The 17,772-nt window shown below is 60.3% G+C and carries 19 protein-coding genes; 11 read left to right on the top strand and 8 right to left on the bottom strand.

The window, feature by feature from the left end; genetic code table 11:
* The 4 genes from AACY30_RS13025 to AACY30_RS13010 form a co-directional block, all read right to left on the bottom strand.
* Positions 1-285, bottom strand: a 285-nt coding sequence (locus AACY30_RS13025; protein WP_339540433.1) for a transposase domain-containing protein, incomplete at its 3' end; no start/stop codon positions are given.
* Between the two features lie 118 nt (positions 286-403).
* Entirely contained in the window at positions 404-1,189 is a 786-nt protein-coding gene (locus AACY30_RS13020; RefSeq protein ID WP_339493535.1) for an OmpA family protein, read from the bottom strand.
* Between the two features lie 55 nt (positions 1,190-1,244).
* The gene (locus AACY30_RS13015) at positions 1,245-1,670 is read right to left on the bottom strand and encodes a DUF4398 domain-containing protein (protein WP_339469449.1); all 426 of its coding nucleotides are present in this window, start codon (positions 1,668-1,670) and stop codon (positions 1,245-1,247) included.
* A 282-nt stretch (positions 1,671-1,952) separates the two neighbouring features.
* A complete protein-coding gene (locus AACY30_RS13010; RefSeq protein ID WP_339418182.1) occupies positions 1,953-2,297 on the bottom strand; it encodes a pilin assembly protein in 345 nt (114 codons plus the stop codon).
* Between the two features lie 184 nt (positions 2,298-2,481).
* On the opposite strand from AACY30_RS13010, the gene ppc reads away from it, so the two are divergent.
* The 7 genes from ppc to AACY30_RS12975 all read left to right on the top strand — a co-directional run bounded on the left by ppc (position 2,482) and on the right by AACY30_RS12975 (position 9,708).
* Positions 2,482-5,109, top strand: coding sequence for a phosphoenolpyruvate carboxylase (ppc, locus tag AACY30_RS13005; RefSeq protein WP_339493537.1), 2,628 nt, complete (start codon positions 2,482-2,484; stop codon positions 5,107-5,109).
* 294 nt (positions 5,110-5,403) lie between these two features.
* Complete coding sequence (gene adk, locus AACY30_RS13000; RefSeq protein WP_049709696.1) at positions 5,404-6,051, top strand: adenylate kinase; 648 nt, start codon at positions 5,404-5,406, stop codon at positions 6,049-6,051.
* Between the two features lie 90 nt (positions 6,052-6,141).
* A complete protein-coding gene (gene tsaB / locus AACY30_RS12995) occupies positions 6,142-6,828 on the top strand; it encodes a tRNA (adenosine(37)-N6)-threonylcarbamoyltransferase complex dimerization subunit type 1 TsaB (protein WP_339540432.1) in 687 nt (228 codons plus the stop codon).
* Positions 6,829-6,988: 160 nt separating this feature from the next.
* Positions 6,989-7,291 carry a hypothetical protein gene (locus tag AACY30_RS12990; protein WP_339469454.1) on the top strand — a complete coding sequence of 101 codons (303 nt, stop codon included), beginning with the start codon at positions 6,989-6,991 and terminating at the stop codon, positions 7,289-7,291.
* Complete coding sequence (locus AACY30_RS12985) at positions 7,291-8,151, top strand: DUF72 domain-containing protein (RefSeq protein ID WP_339437953.1); 861 nt, start codon at positions 7,291-7,293, stop codon at positions 8,149-8,151. Before AACY30_RS12990 ends, AACY30_RS12985 begins: the two co-directional genes overlap by 1 nt.
* Before the next feature lie 27 nt (positions 8,152-8,178).
* Positions 8,179-9,006, top strand: a complete 828-nt coding sequence (locus AACY30_RS12980; RefSeq protein ID WP_339540431.1) for an isocitrate lyase/PEP mutase family protein — start codon at positions 8,179-8,181, stop codon at positions 9,004-9,006.
* 3 nt (positions 9,007-9,009) lie between these two features.
* The gene (locus AACY30_RS12975; protein ID WP_339493540.1) at positions 9,010-9,708 is read left to right on the top strand and encodes an extensin-like domain-containing protein; all 699 of its coding nucleotides are present in this window, start codon (positions 9,010-9,012) and stop codon (positions 9,706-9,708) included.
* A 3-nt stretch (positions 9,709-9,711) separates the two neighbouring features.
* Here the strand turns inward: AACY30_RS12975 and AACY30_RS12970 are convergent, their stop codons facing one another.
* Complete coding sequence (locus tag AACY30_RS12970; RefSeq protein ID WP_339418175.1) at positions 9,712-10,332, bottom strand: energy transducer TonB; 621 nt, start codon at positions 10,330-10,332, stop codon at positions 9,712-9,714.
* A 96-nt stretch (positions 10,333-10,428) separates the two neighbouring features.
* On the opposite strand from AACY30_RS12970, the gene AACY30_RS12965 reads away from it, so the two are divergent.
* Positions 10,429-11,211: a class I SAM-dependent methyltransferase gene (locus AACY30_RS12965; RefSeq protein ID WP_339469457.1), complete on the top strand. Its 783-nt coding sequence runs from the start codon at positions 10,429-10,431 to the stop codon at positions 11,209-11,211.
* Positions 11,212-11,283: 72 nt separating this feature from the next.
* Here AACY30_RS12965 and AACY30_RS12960 read toward each other — a convergent pair whose 3' ends face one another.
* A complete protein-coding gene (locus AACY30_RS12960) occupies positions 11,284-11,937 on the bottom strand; it encodes a TetR/AcrR family transcriptional regulator (RefSeq protein ID WP_339469458.1) in 654 nt (217 codons plus the stop codon).
* A 93-nt stretch (positions 11,938-12,030) separates the two neighbouring features.
* On the opposite strand from AACY30_RS12960, the gene AACY30_RS12955 reads away from it, so the two are divergent.
* The 3 genes from AACY30_RS12955 (at position 12,031) to AACY30_RS12945 (ending at position 16,562) form a co-directional block, all read left to right on the top strand.
* Entirely contained in the window at positions 12,031-13,131 is a 1,101-nt protein-coding gene (locus AACY30_RS12955; protein ID WP_339469459.1) for an efflux RND transporter periplasmic adaptor subunit, read from the top strand.
* Between the two features lie 7 nt (positions 13,132-13,138).
* Entirely contained in the window at positions 13,139-16,204 is a 3,066-nt protein-coding gene (locus tag AACY30_RS12950; protein ID WP_339469460.1) for an efflux RND transporter permease subunit, read from the top strand.
* A gap of 154 nt (positions 16,205-16,358) precedes the next feature.
* Complete coding sequence (locus tag AACY30_RS12945) at positions 16,359-16,562, top strand: hypothetical protein (protein ID WP_339469461.1); 204 nt, start codon at positions 16,359-16,361, stop codon at positions 16,560-16,562.
* Positions 16,563-16,627: 65 nt separating this feature from the next.
* Here AACY30_RS12945 and AACY30_RS12940 read toward each other — a convergent pair whose 3' ends face one another.
* Both AACY30_RS12940 and AACY30_RS12935 read right to left on the bottom strand, forming a co-directional pair.
* Complete coding sequence (locus tag AACY30_RS12940; RefSeq protein ID WP_339540430.1) at positions 16,628-17,317, bottom strand: DUF4197 domain-containing protein; 690 nt, start codon at positions 17,315-17,317, stop codon at positions 16,628-16,630.
* Positions 17,318-17,342: 25 nt separating this feature from the next.
* Complete coding sequence (locus AACY30_RS12935) at positions 17,343-17,744, bottom strand: YbaY family lipoprotein (RefSeq protein ID WP_339493542.1); 402 nt, start codon at positions 17,742-17,744, stop codon at positions 17,343-17,345.
* Between the last annotated feature and the right edge of the window lie 28 nt (positions 17,745-17,772).

Here is a 17,772-nt window from a genome sequence, read left to right as displayed (position 1 = left end):
TTCTGTTACACCGCTACGAGCCAGCAGATGATCGGTTGCCAAGCCTTGGGCGCAGATGTTGAGCCGCCTCGCGACCTCGTGCACCGGTTCGTCGCGAAACAGCGCCATGCCAAGCACAAGCCAGAGCACTTGATCGGCAGGCAAACGACGGCGCCTGATGGTTGCCTGACTGGAGAGATCCAACGCAGATGCCACCCACTCAACGGGGATATTTTGAGTGAAGGTACTCAGGTCAGAAAAGTTGAAAAGGTCGCTGAGGTCTAGCAGGTGCTGCTGAACAGACATAAAAAATCCGATGCCAGATATCTGGCATCGGATTTTCTAGGAGCTTCGACGTGAGCTCAAATGCTTAAGTGAACAGCATTACACCGTGAGGTGGGTTTTCTTATGCGACGCCAATCAATCAGTTAGCAACGGAAGACCGTGGCTTGACCGGCTGGTTGTCGTTGGAGATGGTCACTTCAACGCGGCGGTTCATGGCACGGCCCGACACGCTGGCGTTGTCGGCAACCGGGTATTCCTTGCCATAGCCCTGGGTCACGATGCGCGAGATGTCCACGCCTTGCTGAGCCAGTGCGCGTTGCACGGAGGCTGCACGGCGCTCCGACAGGCTCTGGTTGTACGAGTCTGAACCGGTGCTGTCGGTGTAGCCTTCGACGATCACCTTACGGTCCGGGTTGTCGCGCAGGAACTGAGCCAGCTTGGTGATGTTAACCAGGCCGCTGGATTTCAGATCAGATTTGTTGGTGGCGAACAGCACGTCACCGAAGGTCACCAGGGTGCCGCGATCGGTCTGCTTGGCGTTCAAGCTGTCTTGCAGCTGCTTGATCTGCGCATCACGAGCCTCCAGCAAAGCGCGGGCGCGTTCGTCGCCGGCGTTTTTCAGCTTGGCTTCGGATTCGCGCAGCACGATGGTGTCTTTGGCCACTTCAACACGCTGGTTAGTCAGGTAGGCCAGTTGGTCGACTTTCTTCTGGTCTTCCTTGTCGCGGTAAGCCTTGTCAGCCTTGTCCAGCCATTCGCTGGCGTCCTTGGTTTCCAGCGCCGCGAGCTTGGTCGCTTGCGGGTTGGTTTGCAGGGACGAGAAGTTGGTCCGTGCATTTTCCAGGTTCGCGTTCGGCGGGGTGGAGCAAGCCGCCAGTGCAACGCTCATCGCCAGCAGGGCAGGGATCATCAATTGTTTACGCATAGTCGTGTCGTCCTTTCAATTCTTTATCGGGTGCGATTCGGTCACAGGAAGCGTCTTACTTCTGCTGGATAGCAGCCGGGCGCATGCCTTCCTTACGCAACTCATCAACAGCCTTCTGGGAATCCTTCAAAGCCTGTTCAGCCTTGGCAGCCTGGGATTTGCGCTCTGCAACGCGAGCGTCCCACTCGGCTTGTTCGGCCAGGCGACGGGCTTCCTCGTAATTTTTGTCGTGCATGGCAATCTCAGCTTGCTTGAGCTTGTCCTGGGCCGACTTCATTTCTACAGCCGCGTACTCGGTGCCGCCGGCGCTGACAGCGCTGTTCACCGCAGACTGGGTGACCGCATATTGCTCGGTCGGAGGGTTGCCGGCGCAGCCAGCCAAAACGAAGCTTGTGCCGATTGCCAGCGCGGCCAACTTGAGCCCGCGCAGAGGGTTAAACGAGGATTTGGCAGTGCTGGTCTTCATCGTCTTCAACTCCATTAGATAGCTCCTAATAACATCAAAATCCATCTCAGGTGGTCAGCGGCGGCGGGCTAGCGGTAAAGCTGCGGACGCCTATTCAAACGGCTGTTCCAAGTGATGGCTTACTCGGTGTGACCCGAGGCTTTTTTGAATAGTTCAGCGAAGATGGCGAATTGCCTAAAAAAATTTTTGACTGATTGGTCAGGTCAAAAAGTTGGAACTTTCAGCTGCACGAACGGTATGCCGGGCTTGATAAAAGCCCGAAATAATTGGGTGAAAAGGAAGTTTTGAAGAGGGAGGTCAGCGTTGTGGGTCTTCGTCGCTGGCAGACTGGTCGTGCAGAAAACGCCGCGAAAGTGACAGGAAGCGAGGGGTAGCACCGACATCTTCGTAAAGGGGGTCGCCTTCTTCGTCGGTGGCAATCACATGCTCGCCCTTGACGTAGGGAAAGCTCTCTTCAAGCTCTTCCAGGGCCGCGCCGATCAACTCGCCAAGTAATTCCTCGGTCTGACGCTTGGGGTACATTTCGGCGATGGCCGCCAGCCTCGCGGCGGCCTCTACATCCAGATGAATCGCGTACTCGGTTTTGGTCAGGCGACCCTTGGCGTTCTCTTCCCAGTGCTGGGCCAATTCTCGGATTTTCATGGCAACCTCAATAAAGCGCGCGTTGGCAGGCGGTGATGAGCAACCAGTCGTCTGCGTAGGTGAACGCGACGACTCAACCTTGAGACTCGCTACAACTCACAAGGTTTAAAGTCTTGTCATAAATGGACGCTGGCGGCACTCTGACAGACCTGCGCGTCCCGGATTTCTGGCTGGAGATTGGCTGATGAGTGATATCGATGCACGCTTGCGTGAGGATGTTCACCTGCTGGGTGAGCTGTTGGGCAACACGATTCGAGAGCAGTACGGCGATGATTTCCTCGACAAGATCGAGCAGATCCGCAAAGGCGCTAAGGCTGATCGCCGCGGCGCTGGCGATGAACTGAGTACCCGCGTGAATCAGTTGCAGGAAAATGAACTGTTGCCGGTGGCCCGTGCGTTCAATCAATTCCTCAACCTCGCCAACATCGCTGAGCAATACCAACTGATTCACCGACGCGATGAGTCGCAAGCCGCGCCGTTTGAATCCCGCGTATTGCCGGAGTTGCTTGCCCGCCTGCAAAGTGAAGGTCATAGCAACGAATCCCTGGCCCGCCAGTTGGGGCGCCTGGAGATTGAACTGGTCCTCACCGCTCATCCTACTGAAGTGGCGCGCCGTACCCTGATCCAGAAATACGATGCTATTGCCGCCCAACTGGCCCTGCAGGATCACCGCGACCTCACTACCGCCGAGCGCGAGCAGATCCGCCAGCGCCTGCAACGGCTGATCGCTGAAGCCTGGCACACCGAAGAAATCCGCCGTACCCGGCCCACCCCGGTGGACGAGGCCAAGTGGGGCTTTGCGGTGATCGAGCATTCGCTGTGGCACGCCATCCCTAATTACCTGCGTAAGGCTGACCAGGCGTTGCACGCCGCCACCGGCCTGCGCCTGCCCCTGGAAGCGGCGCCAATCCGCTTTGCGTCCTGGATGGGCGGCGACCGTGACGGCAACCCGAATGTCACTGCGCCGGTCACCCGCGAAGTGTTGCTGTTGGCGCGCTGGATGGCGGCCGACTTGTACCTGCGTGATATCGATCACCTGGCCTCGGAGCTGTCGATGCAACAGGCCAGCCCGGCGTTGCAGGCCAAGGTCGGTGACAGCGTGGAGCCTTATCGCGCGTTGCTCAAGCAACTGCGCGAACGCCTGCGCGCCACGCGCCAATGGGCACACACGGCGTTGAGCAGCAGCACCCCGGCGCCGACCGAGGTGTTGCAGAACAACCGTGACCTGCTGGAGCCGCTGGAATTGTGCTACCAGTCGCTGCATGAGTGCGGCATGGGCGTGATCGCCGATGGCCCACTGCTCGACTGCCTGCGTCGGGCCGTGACCTTTGGCTTATTCCTTGTACGCCTGGACGTGCGCCAGGACTCCAGTCGCCATTCGGCGGCGATGACCGAGATCACCGATTATCTTGGGCTGGGACGTTACGAAGACTGGGACGAAGACGCACGCATCAGCTTCCTGATGAAGGAGTTGGCCAACCGTCGACCGCTATTGCCGAGTTATTTCAAGCCGTCGGCCGATACGGCCGAGGTGCTCAACACCTGCAAGGAAGTCGCCGCCGCACCGGCCGCCTCCTTGGGTTCGTATGTCATCTCCATGGCGGGCGCGGCGTCGGACGTGCTGGCAGTGCAACTGCTGCTTAAAGAGTCAGGCGTGCAACGACCGATGCGCGTGGTGCCGCTGTTCGAAACCCTGACCGACCTGGATAACGCCGGTCCTGTGATCGAGCAACTGTTGCTGTTGCCGGGCTATCGCGCGCGTTTGCAGGGCCCGCAGGAAGTGATGATTGGCTACTCGGACTCAGCCAAGGATGCCGGCACCACCGCCGCTGCCTGGGCGCAGTACCGGGCACAGGAACGGCTGGTGGATATCTGCCGCGAACAACAAGTGGAATTGCTGTTGTTCCACGGTCGTGGCGGCACGGTCGGCCGTGGCGGCGGCCCGGCGCACGCGGCGATCCTGTCGCAGCCACCGGGTTCGGTGGCGGGGCGGTTCCGTACCACTGAGCAGGGCGAAATGATTCGCTTCAAATTCGGCTTGCCGGATATCGCCGAACAGAACCTCAATCTGTACCTGGCGGCGGTACTCGAAGCCACGCTGTTGCCACCGCCGCCGCCTGAACCGGCCTGGCGCCATTTGATGGATGAATTGGCGGCAGACGGTGTCAGCGCTTACCGCGCCGTCGTGCGGGAAAATCCGCAGTTCGTTGAGTATTTCCGCCAGTCCACGCCGGAACAGGAACTGGGCCGTTTGCCATTGGGCAGTCGCCCGGCCAAGCGCCGTGCGGGCGGGATTGAAAGCCTGCGCGCGATCCCATGGATCTTCGGTTGGACCCAGACCCGCCTGATGCTACCGGCCTGGCTTGGTTGGGAAGCGGCGCTGAGCAAGGCGCTGGAGCGCGGCGAAGGCGAACTGCTGGGGCAGATGCGTGAGCAATGGCCGTTCTTCCGTACCCGCATCGACATGCTGGAAATGGTGCTGGCCAAGGCCGATGCCGATATCGCCCGTCTGTATGACGAGCGGCTGGTGCAGCCAGACCTGCTGCCATTGGGCGTGCACCTGCGCGACCTATTGTCGCAGGCGTGCGGCGTGGTGCTTGGCCTGACCGGTCAGTCGCAACTGCTCGCCCACAGCCCAGACACCCTTGAGTTCATCCGCCTGCGCAACACCTACCTCGACCCCTTGCACTTGCTGCAAGCCGAGCTGCTGGCACGCTCGCGCCAGCAGGAAGCGGCGCAAGACAGCCCTCTGGAACAGGCGCTGCTGGTGTCTGTGGCCGGTATTGCCGCTGGTTTGCGTAACACCGGCTAAGGTTTTTTGCGTATTCTCAATGGCTTGCAGATAAACCACGTCGGCCGTCCTGAAAAGGGCGGCTGGCGTTTATGCGGCTGGGTTGCACTCAGGCACACCCCTACCTATGACGTAAGCCGGGCACGGTTCCTGCGACTTTCGGCGGCTTGTGTGGTTAGGGCCTGCTGTGTATCTTGATCAGCCTTTGGCCGTTTTGGACGGCTGGGCTCATACAGTTACAAACCCTATTTTACGAGATTGGCCCCACGCGGCGAATCCGAGCGTCATCTCTATAAAAAATTGAGGAGCACATCAATGCGCGTCATTCTGCTGGGAGCTCCGGGGGCCGGTAAAGGTACTCAGGCAAAGTTCATCACTGAAAAATTCGGTATTCCACAAATCTCCACCGGCGACATGCTGCGTGCGGCCGTCAAGGCCGGCACCGAGCTGGGCCTGATCGCCAAGAGCGTGATGGACAGCGGTGGCCTGGTTTCTGATGACCTGATCATCAACCTGGTCAAGGAACGCATCAGCCAGGAAGACTGCAAGAACGGTTTCCTGTTCGACGGCTTCCCGCGCACCATTCCCCAGGCCGAAGCCCTGGTGAAGGCCGGCGTCGAGCTGGATGCCGTCGTCGAAATCGCGGTTGAAGACGAAGAAATCGTCCAGCGCATTGCTGGTCGTCGCGTTCACGAAGCTTCTGGCCGCGTGTACCACACCGTCTACAACCCGCCAAAGGTTGAAGGCAAGGACGATGTGACGGGTGAAGACCTGGTGCAGCGTAAAGACGACACCGAAGAAACCGTGCGTCATCGCCTGTCGGTCTACCATTCCCAGACCAAGCCGCTGGTGGATTTTTACCAGAAGCTGTCCGCCGCTAACGGCAAGCCGAAGTACAGCCACATTCCTGGCGTCGGCTCGGTTGAAGCGATCACTGCCAAAGTGCTGCAAGCACTGAGCTGATCCCTCGACTGGCTTCACGGATAACGGCCCGCTTGCGGGCCGTTGTTGTTTATACTGGCGCACTTTTTTTCGACTTGGACACCCACAACGATGAGCACCCTGCTGGCCCTGGACACCGCGACTGAAGCTTGCTCCGTTGCCTTGCTGCACGATGGCAAGGTAACGAGCCACTACGAGGTGATCCCGCGCCTGCATGCGCAGAAGCTGCTGCCAATGATCAAGCAACTGCTTGAAGACGCAGGCACGACGTTGGCTGCGGTCGATGCCATCGCCTTCGGCCGTGGCCCGGGCGCGTTTACCGGTGTGCGCATCGCCATCGGCGTGGTGCAGGGGCTGGCGTTCGCGTTGGAGCGCCCAGTGTTGCCGGTGTCCAACCTGGCGGTTCTGGCCCAGCGTGCCTTGCGTGAACACGGCGCGCAGCAGGTGGCGGCCGCTATCGATGCGCGGATGGATGAAGTGTATTGGGGTTGCTATCGCGCAACGGCGGGCGAGATGCGCCTGGTGGGCGTGGAAGCGGTGCAGCCGCCGGCGTCGTCTGCGTTGCCGTTGGATGCCAGCGGTGATTGGTTCGGCGCCGGCACCGGCTGGGGTTATGGCGAACGTATTGGCGTGTCGTTGGCCGGCCAGGACGCTGCGTTGTTGCCGCATGCCGAAGACTTATTGACCCTTGCGCGCTTCGCGTTCGAACGGGGTGAAGCGATTCCGGCGGACCAAGCTGCTCCGGTTTATCTGCGCGATAAGGTTGCGCAGACTAAAGCTGAACGCGGGATTATTTGACGCCAAAAATGGTGGCACTTTGGGGCTAAATTCACCAATCGTCAGAATTTGCCCCCGCTTTTAAACCTTTTTCAAATTATGTGTTCTAGTTATCACCAGAGCATTTGCGCGTTATGGATTGCGCCACTAAAATGCCATCACCGATTTCGAGTTCGCATACATGCGTATAGATGGATTTTCCTCACCGTCCTACCCCATCAAGCGTAAGCCACGCAAGGCAAACGTTACGGTAGACGAGTCCGTCGAAGATTCGCCGGACTTCATCGAAGTCCAGTCCGAAGCACAGCAAAATGCCCAGGGTTCCGCAGGCGCTCGTATCAGCGGTCTTCCAGCCCGTCAGCAAGACATGGTCTTCCCGCGCTCCATGAGCAAAAGCGTCGCCACCGCCCTGGCCAGCTACATGACCACCGCCGGTTTTGTCGAATGGGATATGGAAGTGCTGGGCCTCGACATCCACATCTGATGCGTCTGCCTTACTACCTCGGTTGCCCGTCCTGGAGCGAAAACGCTTGGCGCGAGTACCTGTACCCCGCCGATGCCCGTTCCAGCGACTACCTTGCGCTCTATTCCCAGGTCTTCAACGCCGTTGAAGGCAACACCACCTTTTATGCCCGCCCTTCAGCTGCCACGGTGCAACGCTGGGCCGAAATCATGCCTGACGATTTCCGCTTCACGGCCAAATTTCCCGGTGATATCAGCCACAGCGGCAACCTGATCGAACAACTGCCGGCGGCAGAAAGCTTTGTTGGCTTGATGAGCCCGCTGGGTGAGCGGGTATCGCCGTTATGGTTGCAGCTGCCCGCGACGTTCACGCCGCAGCGGCTGGGTGAGTTGGCAGGTTTCATTGATGGGCTCGAGCGTCCGATGGCTGTCGAAGTGCGGCATCTTGAGTTTTTCGCCAAGGGCGAGGCCGAGCGAACGCTCAACCGTTTGTTGCGTGATCGCGGGGTCGAGCGGGTCTGCCTTGACCCGCGGGCCTTGTTCAGTTGCACGTCCACCTCGGCGGCCGTGCTGCACGCGCAATCCAAAAAGCCCAAGGTGCCGCCGCGTCCGGCGGCGCTGACGCTGTTTCCCCAAGTGCGTTTTATCGGCCATCCCGAATTGGAAGCCAATGACCCGTTCCTGGTCCCATGGGTGGAGAAAGTCGCCGGTTGGATTGAAGAAGGCCGTACGCCCTACGTGTTCCTGCACACCTCGGACAACCGCCTCGCCGCGCAATTGGCGCTGCGTTTTCACGACCAGTTGATGGTGCGTCTGCCTGGCCTGCCAGCGCTGGCAACCTTGGATCGAGCTCCCGCAGCGGAGCAACTGGGGTTACTCTAGGGCACCTTTTTCCGCCTGGAGCCAGACATGGATGCCCAAACCCTTCGCGCCGAAACCTTCAAGGCCTTGCATGAGCGAGACCGTGCGTTTGTCATGCCCAACCCGTGGGATGCTGGTTCCGCTGTGATGCTCGCCAGCCTGGGGTTTGAAGCGCTGGCCACCACCAGTGCGGGGTATGCGTTCAGCCTGGGGCGCCCGGATGCGGAAGGGGCGCTGTCCCTGGATGACACCTTGATCAACGCCAGTATGCTCGTCAAAGCCACCGCGTTGCCGGTAGCGGCCGATCTGGAAAACGGCTTCAGTGACACCCCCGAAGGCTGCGCCCAGACGATCCTGCGTGCCGCGGCCACGGGTATCGTTGGCGGTTCCATCGAAGATGCCACCGGTATTGCCGCTGACCCGATCTATCCCTTCGACCTCTCCGTCGAGCGCGTGGAAGCTGCCGTTGCCGCCGCGCGCAGCCTGCCATTCCCCTTCACCCTGACTGCCCGCGCGGAAAACCTCCTGCATGGTCGTCTGGATTTGCCTGACACCATCCGCCGCCTGCAAGCCTACGCCGAAGCCGGTGCCGACGTGCTGTATGCACCGGCTCTGCGCACTGCCGAGGAAGTGCTGGCGGTGGTCAAAGCGGTGGCGCCCAAACCGGTGAATGTGTTGATGTCCGGCGGATTGAACCTCAGTGTGGCGCAATTGGGCGAGATGGGCGTGCGGCGTATCAGCGTCGGCTCGGCGCTGGCGTTGGCCGCCTATGGTGAGTTCTACCGCGCGGCCCAGGAGGTCTATGAGCTGGGCTCGTTCACCTTCACCGACCGCAAAATGCCGTTCAGTCAGGCCAACCAGTTCTTTAAGTACTAAGCGGTGCGTTTCTTCAAAATCATCTGCGTACTGCTGGTTCTGGGCGGGGTGTTTGCCGTTGGTGTCTGGCGTGGCTGGCTGCCGTTGCCGGCTGATTGGAACCCTTGGGCGCCGTTGGATGTGCGCGCCAGCCCCAACTTTTTGACCCGTTATAAATTGGGACGTCTGCAGGATGATCCAGCGCTGTGCGACAACGTGCTGGAAACCTCCGGCCTGCGCGTCAGCCATCAGGCCGATACGCCCGTCGACGCCGCCTGCCCTTTACGCAATACCTTGCGTGTACAGGGCGCTGCGGTTGGGCTCAGCAGTAGCTTTCTCGCCAGTTGCCCACTGGCGGTGGCGTTCGCGTTGTTCGAGCGGCACAGTTTGCAGCCGGCGGCCCAGGCGGTGTTTGGCCAGGCGGTGACGCGGGTCGATCACCTGGGCAGCTTTGCCTGCCGCAACATGTATAACCGTTCTGTAGGGCGACTCAGCGAGCATGCCTCCGCCAATGCGTTGGATATTGCCGGCTTTCGCCTGGCGGATGGGCGCCGCATCAGTGTGCTCAAAGGTTGGCCGGGGGAGGGCGCTGATGCGCGGTTCCTGCGTCGGGTGCGCGATAGCGCCTGCGATGATTTCAATGTGGTGTTGAGCCCGGACTACAACGCCGCGCACCGCAACCATTTCCATCTGGACATGGGGCGTTGGTGGGTGTGTCGCTAGGGTTTAAGCGGCCAGGCGCAGGTTGTTGGCGATCAACGGACGTGCCCAGTAGTAATCGAAGTCGAGGGCCTTTTGTTGCGCGACCAGTTCTTCGGTAGGGTAAGGCGTGGCGGCCGGTGGCAGCAGGTCCAGCTCGAATTCGGCAATGGGCAGGTGCAGTGGGCGTGGTGCCGGCACCGGGCCTGGCTCCGGCAGCGGCTGGCCGGCTGTCAGCACGATCGGGCGCACCCAGCCACTTTCGAAATTCTGCTGGCGTTGCTGGGCGACGATTTCTTCTTCCGGGAATGGCTCGGCGGCGGGTGGCAGCAGTTCGGTTTCGAACTCGGCGATCGGCAGGAACAGCGGCTCTGGAGGGGCGATCTCGGTGTCCTTCACGTCACACTCACGCTGGGTGAGGATCTGCGACAACAGGTCGGCGCCGGCGTTGGGTTCTACCGCTGGGTCCGCAGGTGCAGGCGCCTGGACCGCCAGCGCGCCAGGCGTATCGCCGAGCTGCTCGGCCAATGCCCGGGCGAAGAAGTCCTGCCACACATGACTCACCCCGGCCAGCGCTTGAGTATTGCGCAGGCCGTAGTGGTTATGGGTCGGCAGTACACCGATGGTTAGGGGAAGAATGTCTGACATTTTTCTCGGTCGACGCTCAGCTCTGGCAAAATACCTGACTGTTGTTTTTATCGGCCGGTTTTGGCCGATCCTTAATATTTTTGAGCGTAGCGATTGATGAGCGAACAACCAGCGGCCAGCCGCATCAGGGTCGAGGCCTTGGGCGAAGGCTTCCAGGACCGTGCCGAGCAGTGGGCTTCACTGCTGGGTTTGCCGTTACACCTGGCGGATGCGGACTTTTCCCTGCAGTTCGGGGAGCATGGCCTACAGCTACAACAGCTTGGGCCTGACGCGCCAGGGCCGGTGCGGGTGGACTTTGTCGAGGGCGGCGCGGCGCATCGACGCCTGTACGGCGGTGGCAGCGGGCAGATGATTGCCAAGGCCGTGGGTGTCGCCCAAGGCGTCCGCCCACGGGTGCTGGACGCCACGGCGGGCCTGGGTAAGGACGCCTTCGTGCTTGCCAGCCTGGGCTGCGAAATGAGCCTGATCGAGCGCCAGCCGCTGATCGGCGCCCTGCTCGAAGATGGCCTGGCGCGCGGCGCGGATGATTGTGAGGTGGCGCCGATCGTGGCGCGCATGAAGTTGCTCAAGGGCAACTCCATTGACGTAATGTGCAACTGGGAAGGCGAGCCGCCGCAGGTGATCTACCTCGACCCGATGTTCCCGCACCGTGAGAAGACGGCATTGGTGAAGAAGGAAATGCGCCTGTTCCGCCCGCTGGTTGGCGATGATCCGGACGCACCGGCCCTGCTGGCCGCCGCCCTGGCCCTGGCCAGCCACCGCGTGGTGGTCAAGCGTGCGCGCAAGGCGCCGTGCATTGAAGGGCCCAAGCCGAGCCACGCGCTGGAGGGTAAGTCCAGCCGGTATGATATTTATGCTAAAAAAGCGCTCAAGCTCTAAGCTGCAAGCTGCAAGCTGCAAGCTGCAAGCTGCAAGCTGCAAGCAAACGCGCTGTACACTTGCCGCTTGTAGCTAACCCCTTGCAACTGCTCCTCTCCCATAAGCCCGCATAAACAACCCCACCACTTCCTGCACATGCGCTTCGGCGGCTTCTTCGCTCTGTTGTCCGCCGCAGCCATACAGCAGGCAAAAATTCGCCGTGCCCTTGAGCAGGCAAAAAAAGTGCTCGGCTGCCGTGAAGGGTTTATCGATGCTCAGGGCGCCACCCTGGTCGATCTTGCCGAGCAGACGCTCCATGCCTTGCAGCATGCGCATGGGGCCGGCCTCGAAGAAGATCTGCGAGAGTTTCACGTCCTGGTTGCCGGTGGTCATCATCAGGCGATGCAGGTTTATCGATTCTTCGCTGTTGATCAGGCGATGGAACCCCCTCGCGATGTTCAACAACACAGTCTCCACGGGCACGCCTTCGGGCAGCTCGAAGTACATCACCGGCAGCTGTTCCTCGCACTTGGCCACCACGGCGGCGGTGAACAGGGTTTCTTTGTCATTGAAGTGGCTGTAGACGGTCAGTTTTGAAACGCCGGCCTCAAGGGCCACGGCGTCCATGCTGGTACTGGCGTAACCATTGCTCAAAAACAGGAATTTCGCTGCTTCGAGGATAGCCTGGCGTTTTGCCATGTCCTTGGGGCGCCCGGGGCTATTGGTGTTTACAGGATTGTCGGACATTTTCACCTTTAATACTGGACTGGCGAGTTTGGTATTAATAACATACCGGCCAGTATAATTATTCTTAGCTTCATTTGCGAAAGGTCCTACAGCATGCGCAGCACTTTCCTGCCCTTTGCGTTGCCTGTCAGTCTGGTCGTCCTGTTGACCGCTTGCGGCCATGAGGAAGCGACCCAGGCCACCATCCGCCCGGCCATGGTGGTGCAGCCACTGCCTTCGTCGCAGTCGATGGGCAGTTACCCCGGCGAAGTGCGTGCGCGCTATGAGCCAGACCTGGCATTCCGCATCGGCGGCAAAATAAGCAAGCGGCTGGTGGAGGAGGGCGAGCGAGTCAAGGCCAACCAACCGCTGGCAGAGCTCGACCCACAGGACGTGCGCCTGCAACTGGAAGCCACCCGTGCCCAAGTCGCCGCCGCCGAGGCCAACCTGAGCCTGGTGCGTGCCGAGCGCGATCGCTACAAGACCTTGATGGACCGTCAGATGGTCAGCCGTTCTCAGTATGACAATGCCGAAAATCTCTACCGGGCCGGTGTTGCCCGCCTCAAGCAGATCAAGGCTGAGTTCGACGTGGCCAGCAACCAGGCCGGCTATGCCGTGCTGCGTGCGCCACAAGACGGTGTGGTCGCCAAGCGCGCAGTGGAAGTTGGCCAAGTGGTGTCCGCCGGCCAGACCGTGTTCACCCTCGCCACCGATGGCGAGCGCGAAGTGCTGATCAGCCTGCCGGAGCAGGGTTTTGCCCGTTTCAAGATCGGCCAGCCGGTGTCGGTGGAGCTGTGGAGCCAGCCCGATCAACGCTTCACCGGGCGTATTCGTGAGCTGTCACCGGCGGCCGATCCGAAGTCGCGTACGTTCGCGGCCCGCGTGGCGTTCACGGGTGGCAAGATACCGGCCGAGCTGGGCCAAAGCGCCCGCGTTTTCATACAGGCTGACGGTGTGATTCCGTTGTCGGTGCCGCTGTCTGCCCTCAGTGCGCAGAACGGTGAGTCCTACGTCTGGCGTGTGCAGCCCGACAACACGCTCAAGCGCACACCGGTGCGCATCGGCGCCTTTGGTGAAAAAACCGTCCCGATACTGGAAGGCCTGACCCCGACCGATTGGGTGATCGCCGCCGGTGTCCATGTGCTCCACGAGGGCCAGCAAGTGCGCCCGGTGGATCGTGCCAACCGTGTGGTGAATCTGGCGGCCAAGGAGTAGTCCCCCAATGGGTTTCAATCTTTCCGAATGGGCGCTGCGTAATCGCCAGATCGTACTGTTCCTGATGATCCTGCTAGCGGTGGTTGGCACCTTGTCCTACTCCAAGCTGGGACAAAGTGAAGACCCGCCGTTCACGTTCAAGGCCATGGTGATCAAGACCAACTGGCCGGGGGCCACGGCCCAGGAAGTTTCGCGGCAAGTCACCGAGCGCATCGAGAAAAAACTCATGGAGACGGGTGAGTACGAGCGCATCGTCTCCTTCTCGCGGCCCGGCGAATCCCAGGTCACTTTCATTGCCCGTGATTCCATGCATTCGGCGCAGATCCCCGACCTGTGGTACCAGGTGCGCAAGAAGATCAGCGACATCCGCCAGACCTTGCCGCCGGATATCCAGGGGCCGTTTTTCAACGATGAGTTCGGCACCACCTTTGGCAATATCTACGCGCTGACCGGCGATGGTTTTGACTACGCCCTGCTCAAGGACTACGCCGACCGCATCCAGATTCAACTGCAGCGGGTGGCGGATGTGGGCAAGGTCGAGCTGCTCGGCCTGCAGGATGAAAAGATCTGGATCGAACTGTCCAACCTCAAGCTGGCCACGCTCGGCCTGCCATTGGCGGCGGTGCAGCAGGCATTGCAGGAGCAAAATGCGGTGTCCACTGCGGGCTTCTTTGAAACCCCTAGCGAGCGCGTGCAACTGCGGGTGTCGGGCAACTTCAAGAGCGTGGAAGAGATCCGCAACTTCCCGATTCGCGTGGGTGACCGGACCTTCCGCATCGGCGATGTAGCCGACATCCACCGCGGCTTCAACGATCCACCGGCACCGCGTATGCGCTTCATGGGCGAAGATGCCATTGGCCTGGCCGTGGCCATGCGTGACGGCGGCGATATTCTGGTATTGGGCAAAGCCTTGGAGAGCGAATTCTCACGCCTGCAGAAGAATCTTCCGGCAGGCATGGAACTGCGCAAGGTGTCGGACCAACCGGCGGCGGTGAAAACCAGCGTCGGCGAATTCGTGCAGGTGCTGGCCGAAGCGCTGGCCATCGTGTTGCTGGTGAGCTTCTTTTCCCTTGGCGTGCGCACGGGCATGGTGGTGGCCCTGGCGATTCCGCTGGTGCTGGCGATGACCTTTGCCACCATGTATTACCTCGGCATCGGCCTGCACAAGATTTCCCTCGGTGCCCTGGTGCTTGCCTTGGGTTTGCTGGTGGATGACGCGATCATCGCGGTAGAAATGATGGCGATCAAAATGGAGCAGGGCTATGACCGGCTCAAGGCCGCCAGCTTTGCCTGGACCAGCACCGCATTCCCGATGCTCACCGGTACGCTGATCACGGCGGCGGGCTTCCTGCCGATCGCCACGGCGCAATCGAGCACCGGCGAATACACCCGTTCGATTTTCCAGGTGGTGACCATTGCGTTGCTCGCCTCGTGGGTGGCCGCCGTGGTGTTTGTGCCCTACCTGGGGGAAAAACTCCTGCCGGACCTGGCGAAGATTCACGCAGCCAAGCACGGCACCGATGGCCCAGATCCCTACGGCACGCCGTTCTATCAACGTGTAAGGCGTTTGGTGGAATGGTGTGTGCGTCGGCGCAAGACCGTGATCGTGCTGACCCTGTTGCTGTTTATCGGCTCGGTGGCGTTATTCCGTTTTGTGCCTCAACAGTTCTTCCCAGCTTCTGGCCGATTGGAGCTGATGGTCGATCTGAAGCTGGCCGAAGGTGCTTCTTTGAGCAACACCGCTGACCAGGTCAAACGCTTGGAGGCGCTGCTCAAGGAGCATGAAAGCATCGACAATTACGTGGCCTATGTCGGTACGGGCTCGCCGCGCTTCTACTTGCCCCTGGATCAGCAACTACCGGCCGCCAGCTTCGCGCAGTTTGTGGTGCTGGCCAGAACCATTGAAGAACGTGAAAGCCTGCGCACCTGGCTGATCGAAACCCTCAACGAACACTTCCCGGATCTGCGCTCACGCGTCACACGCCTGGAAAACGGTCCGCCCGTGGGCTACCCGGTGCAGTTCCGCGTGACCGGTGAGCACATCGAAGAAGTCCGCGCCCTGGCACGCAAAGTCGCGGCCAAGGTTCGCGAAAATACCCATGTGGTCAACGTGCACCTGGACTGGGAAGAACCGAGCAAGATCGTCTACCTCAATATCGACCAGGACCGCGCCCGCGCCCTTGGCGTGAGCACGGCCAACCTGTCGAAGTTCCTGCAGAGTTCGTTGACCGGTTCCAGCGTCAGTCAGTACCGCGAGGACAACGAGTTGATCGAGATCCTTCTGCGCGGCACGGTGCATGAACGCACCGAGCTGTCATTGCTACCAAGCCTGGCGGTGCCCACCGACAACGGTAAAAGCGTAGCGCTGTCGCAAATCGCCACCCTCGAATACGGCTTCGAGGAAGGCATTATCTGGCACCGCAACCGTCTGCCGACGGTGACCATCCGCGCTGACATCTATGGCAAGGAGCAGCCGGCGACATTGGTCCAGCAGATCTTGCCAACCCTTGCAGGCGTGCGGGCCGAACTGCCGGATGGCTACCTGCTGGACGTCGGCGGTACGGTCGAGGACTCGGCCCGTGGTCAGAACTCGGTCAAGGCAGGCGTGCCGCTGTTTATCGTGGTGGTGCTGACTCTGCTGATGCTGCAACTGCGTAGCTTCTCGCGCACTGCCATGGTGTTTCTGACAGCGCCGCTGGGGTTGATCGGTGTGACGTTATTCCTGCTGGTATTCCGCCAGCCGTTTGGCTTTGTGGCCATGCTGGGGACCATCGCACTGTCCGGGATGATCATGCGCAACTCTGTGATCCTGGTAGATCAGATCGAACAGGACATCAAGGCGGGCCTGGCACCCTGGCAGGCAATCATCGAAGCCACCGTGCGACGTTTCCGCCCGATTGTGCTGACAGCCCTGGCGGCCGTGCTGGCAATGATTCCACTGTCACGCAGTGTGTTCTTCGGACCAATGGCCGTGGCGATCATGGGTGGCTTGATCGTGGCGACGGCGTTGACGTTGTTATTCTTGCCAGCGTTGTACGCGGCATGGTTCCGAGTCAAACCACAGTCCGTGTAAAAGCTTGTCGTAGGGGTTTTCACAAAGGCAATACGCAGGCGGGAACGTTTCAGAGACGCGGGGCCACACATGAATTACCTGATTGCCAGGTCTTCTACCAGCAGGCTTCACCGCTGCTGGTAGAAGCTTAAATCTGATGATTCAAGGAGTGTTTATGAAAATTGATATCAATGTCAGCGCTTTCAAACCCGCCTGCAGCAGCAACCCATGCGGGCCTGGCAAGCCTGAACCTGCCAAGCCAAACGACCCTTGCAAAGACGCTTGCAAGCCCCGCAAGAGTTTTGCGATAGGCTTCGGTGTCATGCCGTTGGGCGCGATCGCTTTTGGGGGTATTGGTCTTTTAGGGAAGATCTTCTAATTACGCGAAGACTTCCAGACCCGGGCAGGTGAGCTCCCCACACCTGCCCGGGCTTCTGCCTGGGCTTACAGGGCGCCGAAGACTTTCTTCGCCAGGCTGGTCGCGGCAGCTGCAGGGTTCTCGCGAATGGTTTCTTCCTGCTTGGCAATCATCTTGAACAGCCCATCCAGCGCTTGCTCGGTCACGTAGTTTTCGACGTTGGCGCTCTTGGCGTCCAACGCGCCAAAGGCCGCAGCCTTGCCGGCCAGGGCGTTGTACTGTTGGGCCACGCCGACCTTGTCGGTAGCCGCCTTGACGATCGGCAGGAACTTGGCGCGGATTTGTTCGCGGCTGCTTTTGTTCAGGTACTGGGTTGCCGAATCCTGACCCCCACTGAGGATGCCCTTGGCGTCACTCACGCTCATGTTTTTCACGGCGTTGACCAGGATCGGTTGGGCCTGGGTCACGGCGGTTTCGGCGGCCTTGTTCATGCTGGTTTCCAGCTGAGTGACTTGATCACCCATGCCGAACATTTTCAGTTTGTCGGCGACTTTGCCCAGCTTGCCCGGCAGGCCGATCCTCACTTCGGGGTTATCGCTGAAACCACCGGGGACGCCCAGTTGCTTCACGGCGATCTGCGCGCCTTGGGTCAGTGCATCCTTGAGTCCACCGGCGGCATCACCTTGGGACAGGCTGCCAAGATCCAGGGCCATGGCATTGGCCCCGAGCAGCAATCCGGCACACAGGGCAGTAAAACGAAGGGAGTTACGGAGCATGGGCGCTTCCTTATGAAGTTCGAATTCAGTGGGCGACAGCATCAACCCGCAGACGCAACGGTTGTGGGTCCTGGCCGTTGAGCTGCACAGAATGCCGTTCGGTGGTGATAAACAGTAGCTTGCCATCCAGCTCGATGCGAGCACTCACCGCGTAACTGCGGCCAGGCTTGACGTGCGCCGGGTCGTAGCTCAGGTGAAAGGGCAACGGCACTTGGCCTTTGACCGGGCCTTTCTGTTCGGCCAGGGTGACGGCCGGGGCGTCCATCAACGACACGTCTTGCAGGCTGACGCTCAAGGTCGCGGTTGGCGGCAGGGCAATGCGTTGCAGATAGAACACTTCGCCATCAAGGCTGGCCTTGGAAGTGGGGCTCATGGATTGGCAGGCTCCAAGCAAGGCGGTGAGGCCCAGGAGAATGATCTTTTTCATGGTACAGCTCCTTTTCAACGGCACCGGC

The organism is Pseudomonas sp. RA_5y_Pfl1_P24 (assembly GCF_963970945.1).
Classification (GTDB): Bacteria; Pseudomonadota; Gammaproteobacteria; order Pseudomonadales; family Pseudomonadaceae; genus Aquipseudomonas; species Aquipseudomonas tritici.
This window is presented reverse-complemented; position numbering and strand designations above follow the sequence as displayed.